Annotated in this window: 9 protein-coding genes; 6 read left to right on the top strand and 3 right to left on the bottom strand. The window is 59.6% G+C overall.

Annotated features, from left to right (window positions below; translation table 11 throughout):
- Positions 1-406 precede the first annotated feature (406 nt).
- Complete coding sequence (locus CVS30_RS16415; RefSeq protein WP_110486631.1) at positions 407-1,021, top strand: flavodoxin family protein; 615 nt, start codon at positions 407-409, stop codon at positions 1,019-1,021.
- Positions 1,022-1,874: 853 nt separating this feature from the next.
- On the opposite strand, the gene CVS30_RS18035 is transcribed toward CVS30_RS16415, so the two are convergent.
- Entirely contained in the window at positions 1,875-2,048 is a 174-nt protein-coding gene (locus tag CVS30_RS18035; protein WP_181419839.1) for a hypothetical protein, read from the bottom strand.
- 173 nt (positions 2,049-2,221) lie between these two features.
- Here CVS30_RS18035 and CVS30_RS16405 point away from each other — a divergent pair, with 173 nt between their 5' ends.
- Entirely contained in the window at positions 2,222-2,467 is a 246-nt protein-coding gene (locus CVS30_RS16405; protein ID WP_110486630.1) for a DUF6480 family protein, read from the top strand.
- 159 nt (positions 2,468-2,626) lie between these two features.
- Here the strand turns inward: CVS30_RS16405 and CVS30_RS16400 are convergent, their stop codons facing one another.
- Complete coding sequence (locus CVS30_RS16400) at positions 2,627-3,421, bottom strand: glycosyltransferase family 2 protein (RefSeq protein WP_110486629.1); 795 nt, start codon at positions 3,419-3,421, stop codon at positions 2,627-2,629.
- 1,076 nt (positions 3,422-4,497) lie between these two features.
- Here CVS30_RS16400 and CVS30_RS16395 point away from each other — a divergent pair.
- From CVS30_RS16395 to CVS30_RS16380, 4 genes are all read left to right on the top strand, one after another.
- Positions 4,498-4,860, top strand: a complete 363-nt coding sequence (locus CVS30_RS16395) for a nucleotidyl transferase family protein (protein ID WP_110486628.1) — start codon at positions 4,498-4,500, stop codon at positions 4,858-4,860.
- Positions 4,861-4,930: 70 nt separating this feature from the next.
- Complete coding sequence (locus CVS30_RS16390; protein WP_110486627.1) at positions 4,931-5,125, top strand: DUF2795 domain-containing protein; 195 nt, start codon at positions 4,931-4,933, stop codon at positions 5,123-5,125.
- Between the two features lie 67 nt (positions 5,126-5,192).
- Positions 5,193-5,459, top strand: coding sequence for a hypothetical protein (locus CVS30_RS16385; RefSeq protein WP_110486626.1), 267 nt, complete (start codon positions 5,193-5,195; stop codon positions 5,457-5,459).
- Positions 5,456-6,574, top strand: coding sequence for a baeRF2 domain-containing protein (locus CVS30_RS16380; RefSeq protein ID WP_146233430.1), 1,119 nt, complete (start codon positions 5,456-5,458; stop codon positions 6,572-6,574). Before CVS30_RS16385 ends, CVS30_RS16380 begins: the two co-directional genes overlap by 4 nt.
- Before the next feature lie 109 nt (positions 6,575-6,683).
- On the opposite strand, the gene CVS30_RS16375 is transcribed toward CVS30_RS16380, so the two are convergent.
- Entirely contained in the window at positions 6,684-7,670 is a 987-nt protein-coding gene (locus tag CVS30_RS16375) for a cation diffusion facilitator family transporter (RefSeq protein ID WP_110486624.1), read from the bottom strand.
- Positions 7,671-7,700: the final 30 nt, after the last annotated feature.

Genomic DNA, 7,700 nt, shown 5'->3' with positions numbered 1-7,700 from the left:
CACCAATGGGCAGTTTTGCTGGCCATCAGTGGGCACTTTCGTGGCCGCCTATGGGCAGTTTTTCATGGCCGCTAACACGGGGAAACAGGCGGGCGCCTGCGGTGATCCTAGCTGGTGGGCCGTCAATTAGCAGGATCCGGACCATACTCGAAAGTGTGATTTCAGTGTCCCTTGGCGGCTCCAATCGATTTGGGCCCGCGCGTTATTTCTGATCATTGCCCACGCTCAGCTTTGGATGAGGCCGCCAACTGGCAGCGTCCTTGATTCCCTTACTGGAGACGTTTTCGGACCATGTTGTTTCCGGCAAGGGCTTGGCAGGACACCGTGCACTTGCACCCCTCCGACTCCAAGAGCACGGTGTCTCGGGGTCTGGTGCGATGCTGGGGGCGTCTGGCAGACTGAATGAATGATCGATGCACCCCTAAAAGCCCTGATCTTGGTCTGCACGCTCTCTCCCTCGCCCAAGCGATCCAGCAGCGAATTGCTGGCCAGCCAAGTCGCAGCCGAGTTGAGTATGCACGCCGTCCAAAGCGAAACCTTGCGCATTGTTGACTTCGATGTGAAACCAGGTGTGGAGAAGGACATGGGTGAAGGCGACGCGTGGCCTGGCATCCGGGACAAGATCATGGCCTCGGACATACTAGTCTTGGCCACGCCCATCTGGGTCGGACATCCCTCCAGCTTGGCTCAGCGGGTGCTGGAAAGGCTGGATGCGGAACTGTCCGAGACGGACAGGGAAGGACGGCCCATTTTGTTTGACAAGGTCGCCATGGTGGCTGTGGTGGGCAACGAGGACGGCGCGCACCATGTCATCGCCGATCTTTCCCAAGGATTGGGGGAAGTGGGATTTTCCATCGCTGCCCAAGGTTCGACGTATTGGGTCGGTGAAGCGATGCACACCACGGACTACCAAGACATCGAACAAACCCCTGAGGTGACGACAAAGGCGACGCGCACGTCGGCGCGGAACACCGCTCACTTGGCTGCCCTGCTCAGGAACAGCCCCTTCCCTGCTGGCTAGTTATCTACGGCTGGTTTTCGGGGTGGCCTAGAGCTCGTCCCGCGTCGCTTGTCCGTGCCAGGAAAGAAACTTGTACGGCGTGATAATCGGTCTCGTCAAGCCAGACGGCGTCCACATCTGCAATGTCAGCGCAGGCGGGTAAATGCTGCTCATCGAAGTCGTAGTTCACAATGCTGCCAAATGGGCATCCATGGCGCTGTACTCGTACAGCGCCATGGATGCCCATTGTCACTGGTGAACACACCAACGCCGGAGTGGAATGCCGCACTGGAATCCGTCCTGGTCAAGGAAGACCTCCTGTACTGGGTGCACAGTTCATCCCCTCACTCAGGCCTTGGGGTGTGGTGATTTCCGTGCCGTCGTGTGCCACGGTGAGCACCACCCAGGATGTCATGCGCCGACCGTCCATCAGCACGGTGCTGGCGCCACGCTGGCCGTGATCGCAACCTTCCTTCGGTGACACCACTCGAAATCGGTCCCGCAGCGCATCCAGCAGGGTCGTTTGGATGCCAGTGTCACCGACCGTATTTCACATCGACCAGCAATGTAATTTGAGCATTCATGAAACGAGCACCTCCGGTTGATGAGGGTGGGCCGTGTGTTCCGGGGTGGCGTGTCGGCTCGAATGATTTACCCGGAGTTCGCTGTGCCCATAAGTTTTCAACTCTGTTGCACGTCACTTGCAGGGTGCTTGGGTGGGCAGGGCAAAAGCTGCATCGCAATGGCAACCCCACTATCCGGTCGACGGTGGTGGGGGAGGAGCGAACGACTACCACTGCGGCAAATTCGCGTGCGCATCCGGGGCGGCCCAGTGGTATGCCTTTGCGGCAGGTAGTGGTTGGACTAGTGTCCCTTACCCCGTCATGGCGGTGGCAATTTCGCCGGGCGCAACGCTGTCGACTGTCATGCCCAAGGCACCCAGTTTCCCGTCCATCGAGTCAACTACGGTAGCGCAGCCGTCCAGCTCCGTCTTGTCTTGGCGGCTGATGGCCATGGCCACACGTCTTCCCGTGGCTTCCTTGGCCATGCTGGGTGAAGAATCCCTGACAAACCCCTTGTCTAAGGAGCTCCGGTGCAGCTTTCACTTCTCCACCTTTCCCCATTCATACCGCTTGTGCCAGAGTATAAAGAGACGGCGGCAGTCGTTGTGCAGCGGCGTCGGACGTTCCCATCCGGGTGGAATCAACCAGGAGGTAGATCATTGTGAGCAGCAATCCAGACCCAATGGATGAAAATATCACCGGCCTCGAGCCTGGCGGAGGCGTGCCACCGGGGGAGACTCCGCCTGCGGAGGGCTCCATTAGTAGTGATCAGGGCCACTCTGAGGGGGCCAAGGCTGGCAAGGCAGTCAGTAGGCTGTGGCTGGTGGCCATCAGTATCGTTGTAGTGCTGATAGCGCTGTTTTTTGTAGGCTACATTACTGGTCTTTTTGACCTGCTGAGCTGAGTTGCCAGCCCCAACAAGCGGGATGCTAATCGTTCGGCGGTGACAGTCGCCTGGGAGAGCTTGGCGAGCCGGACATGCCGCTGACCTGATTCCTTACGCTGGCCGACCGGTCCGGGAGAGTCGATCATATGGAGTCGCCGCTGCAGTAGCTATTGCAAGTCAGGGGTAAAGGATTTCAGTGGCGTCCACTCTACGGGTCTTGACCGTCGTCGGGGATTCAAGGTGCACGGCGCCTGAGGGCACCAGTCCGGCGCCGCCGTGCATCTCCATTACCCGCCATTGAGCAGCCACATCCTCACCCGCGTGGTCTGCGGGCAGTCGGTTCCAAAAATCAAAGCCGCCGGAATCAATCAATGCCCGGCGGTTGAACAGCACGCACCCACCAACCCACGCGACCCTATAGGGCAGCCAGCCTCGGGGGTCTTGTGGCAGGCGCGCCGCGATGTGGGTGATGTTCGCCGCGTTGTGGAGTGGCCAGCGCTCAAAAGCTGGTGTTGATCGTCGGATTTGTTCAGGTTGGACCGGGCCCTCCCATGGTTGAAAGCTCTCCTCTTCAGCGGGCCGGTAGTCATCCAGATGACTCAGTCCTTGGACAGCCATGCCCACAAATCCGCAATCGAGGGTAGTTTGTGCTTCGCTGAGTCTGGCCAAGGAACCGGGCTCAAGCCAAACGTCATTGTCGAGGAACAAGACCTGCGCAGAGCTCGCCTGCTCCAAGAGGTGCGCGCGGTGCTCAGCCATGCCCCGCCTCGGCAGGTGCCTGCCGACGGTGACAGTCCGGCCCTGTACCCGGAGTACCCGGATCATTGCCTTGATGGCTGGATGCTCCCAATCGGCGGCGGTGCCGCTGCTTTGATCGCTGATGTGCACGGCGAAGTCGGGCCGGTCTTGGGCGGCCAAGCCTGCCAGCGTCACCGCGAGTTCGGCCGGTCTGTCACACGTGGGGATCAGCACCTCGAGCTCAGGGGTAGGCCGCCCGGTCTGAGGTACCCAGTCTTCGGACGTGCGCCGCGACGTGCGGACATGGTTATCTCTGTCAGATGACCGGAATTTGTGAGTCGTCGGCGCTCCTGACTTTTCCCCACTCCGTAGTCGGGAGCCGTCGGACAATTCGTAACTGGGGCGCAGTTCCACAGACAACTCCTTGGGCTGGTGGTCAGGTGTTTTCTCTTTCCATACTCTCCACCTGCAAGCCTATTGTGCAAGGGATGGCGGGATGCCCCAGACGGGCAATCGTTAGTTGCCGTGAACCCTGCTGAAGCGCCTGTGGACCGCGAAACTCAACTGAGTACCAATCCCGGTGGCATCGCCGCCGCTCAGCGCGGGCTTGCGCGGAGGCTGGCGCCAAGAGGACATTCTAGCGGCGCCTGCATCTCCCCATCTAAATCCACTTCCCAAGAACAGAGGGAGCCCGTGTGGAAAAGATGAATGGCCACGTGGTGGTTTCGGTGATTCAAGGCGCCGCACCCTTGCTGCTTTGAATTGCTCCTATGCCGCTGGAAGACGTATCGGGCCAGCGACATCCGCTTCGAACGTGAAGTAGGCAGTCGCATTGGTGCAGGCACTTATAACGAGTGGGGGCACCGGCTTCCAGAGAACTCACATCTCCCCATCGCTAGGTGCTAAACGAGGAGAAAGTATTGTGTGGCCTCGCACCCTTGGGCCTGAATATTGTTGCCCATGCGATGCCCGCCATTTGCGGGCAGTCTGCCTGCGCCCGCCGCGAATCGACACCGGCAAAGCTTGCTACGGAACTTAACGCAAGAACCGTGGACATGGACGGAGCGCTCCGCAGCGCAAGCAGTGTGCGACCGCAAGGGCTGGACGCCCCAAGCAGTTGCAACGCTGACGTCCCGCTCCTTGAACGACGGGAAACCACGCCTCCATGGCTGAGGCCAGCATTCGCCAAAATGAACAAGAACTGTGACCCAGCAAAACGTCGCTGCCTGCATATCCCCTTTCAAACGGGGTAATGAACTGGTAGGGAACTGTTGCTGGCCTCGGAATAATCTCGGAACAGGAGGACACCAATGACTGAAAGACCTGCAAAGCTGCACTCGCTGAAACCCTCGGTCCTCGGCGATTCGCTGGTAATTGCCATCAACAGTGACGACTCGATCCTACGGCTCAAGGGCTCCGGCGGGCCGTTGAACTCGGTACGGCGCCACTTAAGCCTGCCAGCTGCACTGAGTTGCGTGGACTATGCCACGCTCGTTGGCGACGAGACCGCCGTCGAACTTGTCCGAGGAATCAAGCCGGAAAGACACGCTACGGGAGGTGATTACTGCCCTGAAGTGCTGGATGTGGCTGGTGAGGTCACAGCCCGCGGCAAGCGGGTGGAAATCCTTGGCGGCGTCCCTGACCACTTCACCGCGGCTCTAGTGGAGCAATGACGGCAGGCATTGCTCCAGCGGCGGCCAGCACCTAAAACGGAACAGCCCACCAACAAAGTAAGGAGACATCATGTCGAACCAACCCACACCCATTGAAATACAGAAGTACCTTTCGGGCATCGACTACCCGGCCGGCAAAGAACAGCTCCTGGCCACGGCCGAGGATGAAGGAGCGCCGGAGGGCATCCTCAACGCCCTGCAGGCAGTGCCAGACCGTGAATACAGCGGGCCGAGTGCCGTCAGTGAAGCGTTGGGTAACGGCTAGTCGCGCAACGCGCGACAGTAAGCATAAAAACCCCAAGAGCAACAATACCGGACGAAAGGAAACAGCCATGGCTGAACGTGGAAGTTCCAAGCACGGACCTATCATCGACGAGAAAATGCAGCAGGAAACCCGGGGGCTGCGCAATGCAGCACAATCGCCCCATGTTGAAGACTGGCGGGAAACGGAACCTGTTCCCGATGAAACAGACAGCCCGGAAGTTCAGGAAGCCTTTGGTGGTGGACTTGATGCCGGGCGGACCGTCGACGGGGAAGATGACTCACTGGCAGAATCACCCGCTGACCTCGACGACTCGGAAGCAGGTGAGGAACCGTGACAGTGACTGGCCGCCTGACGGAACTGTTGCGCATGCCGGGGCCTTGGTGCACGGTGCACGTGGGTGTGGGTACAGGGACTGTGGACTCCCTAGAGGCCATGGACCTGCTGGGTGGACGTATCCAGGAAACCCTCGCCGCCGCGGGCGCCAGCAAGGAGGATGTGAAGACCTCGGCAGCCTTGACTTGGCGGGCGGAGGGCATGCCTGGTCCCTGTTCTCGGTATGTCCTGATCAGCGGGGGTGAAGTCCGAATCAATGAAGTGCGTCCTGGTGAACCACCCGTGGAGATCATCGACACCGGGCCAATCCCCAATCTGGTTCCGCTGCTGCAGGCCACGGGCGCTGATTTTACCTATGTGGTGGTCGAAGCGGAACGGGCAAAGGCTGAAATACGCCTGTACAGGGCCAGCACACCCGAGCCGCTGACGCAAGGGGAAATTCACGGCGATACCGAGAACCTCAAAAAGGTCCCCGGGGGAGGTTTGTCTCAGGGCCGTTATCAGTACCGCACGGAGGAAATCTGGCGCAGGAACGCCAACGAAACAGCTGCCGAAGTGGATGCTGCAGTAGAGGGGCACCGTGTTGGCCTGGTCATTGTGTCGGGAGACGTGCGTGCCCGCCAGCTGCTCCTTGGTGAATTGGGTTCGGCAGCTGCCTCGCTGGTCAGGGTCATTGACATGAACAGCCACCCGGCGGGGGCCGACAGGGACAAATTCGACGTCGAGGTTGAGCGTCTCGTGGCTGAGGCCCTGGCACATAGGCAACAAACCATTCTGGAACGGCTGGCAGGGGCGGACGTCAAATACCGCGCGATCGGCTGGGGCGAAAGCGTTCAGGCATTGCAAGCGGCCCAAGTGGAGACCTTGCTGCTTGAATCAGACGGTCTGGCCGACAAGACTGCATTGGTGTTGGGCGAGGCGCCGTGGATTGCAACGACCGACGACGACGCGCTTTCAGCGGAGGTCGTGGGAAGAGCTTCCGGATCGGCATCCTTGGTGCGTGCGGCACTGCTGACCGATGCCAACCTGGAACTGCTCGCACCGGGCGCCCTGGGCGGACACTCACCGGTCGCTTCCCTTTTGCGCTGGCCAGCCGGAATGCAGCGCGAGTCCTGATCCTGAAGCCCAGGCAGCTACACGTAGACCGGATCTTGACGGCATCCCGTCGAGATCCGGCGTGCGGCTGGCGAACGCCCCGAATCGGTGGTTCTGCTGCTGGATCCGCTCACTGCTCAGTCAGGTGGTGGCTGTAGCGCGCATGTGTGTTGGGCGGGATGTCCTGCACGGGAATGATGACGACGTCCTGCAGCTTCCAATTCAATCCAATGGTGTCCTGCGTCAGACCGATCAAGGCCTTCGTGGAAACACTGTCTGCAGTTGTTGACACGAACGCTTCGACATGAAAGACATGCCCTTGATCCCTCATGCGAATTCCGACGCTTGCGATCCATGGCACTTGGATGAGGAAGTCCTGAAGTTCCTTGATCAACGGGTGAATCTTGCGCTGGTCGTAGGTTGTGGCACTTTCATCCATCAGGTCGAGGACAGCAAATTTGGTGTTCCTGAGCCCGTCCCGCAAAATCCCGGCAGAGATGAAAAGCGCAGCGATTCCGTCTGTCCACCACAAGCCCATGCCAATCCCCAAAACGCCGACGATGGAGCCGACGTTGGTGCTCCAGTCAGCTTTGCTCATGTCCGCATCCGCAAAGAGCAGCTTGTTGTGCAGGAACCTGGCAACCTTCATCTTTGCACGGCCCAGAAAAATGGGCGGGACGGCGATGATGGCCATGACGGCCACCATGATCCAACCCATCCAGACCGTGTGCCCGAAAAGTTGCATCGTTCCGATGGATGCGTGCTCCGCCTTGATAAGCCCTGAGGCTGCCTCGAAAGCAAGTATCCCCCCGACAACGATCAGTGCAAACGAGCCAACAAGGTGGCCGATGTTCATGGATCGGTGGTACCCGTACGGGTGCTTAAGGGTTGAATTGCGCGTGGTGAAGACCGCGGCGAGCAGGAAGGCCAATTGGGGAAGCGTAGAGAGAATGTCTTCCACCCAAGCTGTTTTCATGGCTTGTGAATTGCCCAGGACAAAGGCCACGACGGTGACCGTACATGCCGTGTACGCCAGGCTCAGCCACTCAAGCCGCTTCGCTTTCCGGAGGGCCTGCTTTTGCTCCTCCGGCAGCCCACTCTGTTCATTGAGAGACATCAGCACCTCCTTCGGCTGGCAAGAACCAGC

It is taken from the genome of Arthrobacter psychrolactophilus (genome assembly GCF_003219795.1).
GTDB lineage: Bacteria > Actinomycetota > Actinomycetes > Actinomycetales > Micrococcaceae > Specibacter > Specibacter psychrolactophilus.
Note: the sequence above shows the minus strand (reverse complement) of the source record. Positions and strands in the feature narration are given on the sequence as shown.

Coding starts and splice junctions, on each gene's coding strand:
- CVS30_RS16375 (WP_110486624.1), bottom strand. CDS start 7,670: ATGTCTCTCAATGAACAGAGTGGGCTGCCGGAGGAGCAAAAGCAGGCC.
- CVS30_RS16390 (WP_110486627.1), top strand. CDS start 4,931: ATGTCGAACCAACCCACACCCATTGAAATACAGAAGTACCTTTCGGGC.
- CVS30_RS16415 (WP_110486631.1), top strand. CDS start 407: ATGATCGATGCACCCCTAAAAGCCCTGATCTTGGTCTGCACGCTCTCT.
- CVS30_RS16385 (WP_110486626.1), top strand. CDS start 5,193: ATGGCTGAACGTGGAAGTTCCAAGCACGGACCTATCATCGACGAGAAA.
- CVS30_RS18035 (WP_181419839.1), bottom strand. CDS start 2,048: ATGGCCAAGGAAGCCACGGGAAGACGTGTGGCCATGGCCATCAGCCGC.
- CVS30_RS16395 (WP_110486628.1), top strand. CDS start 4,498: ATGACTGAAAGACCTGCAAAGCTGCACTCGCTGAAACCCTCGGTCCTC.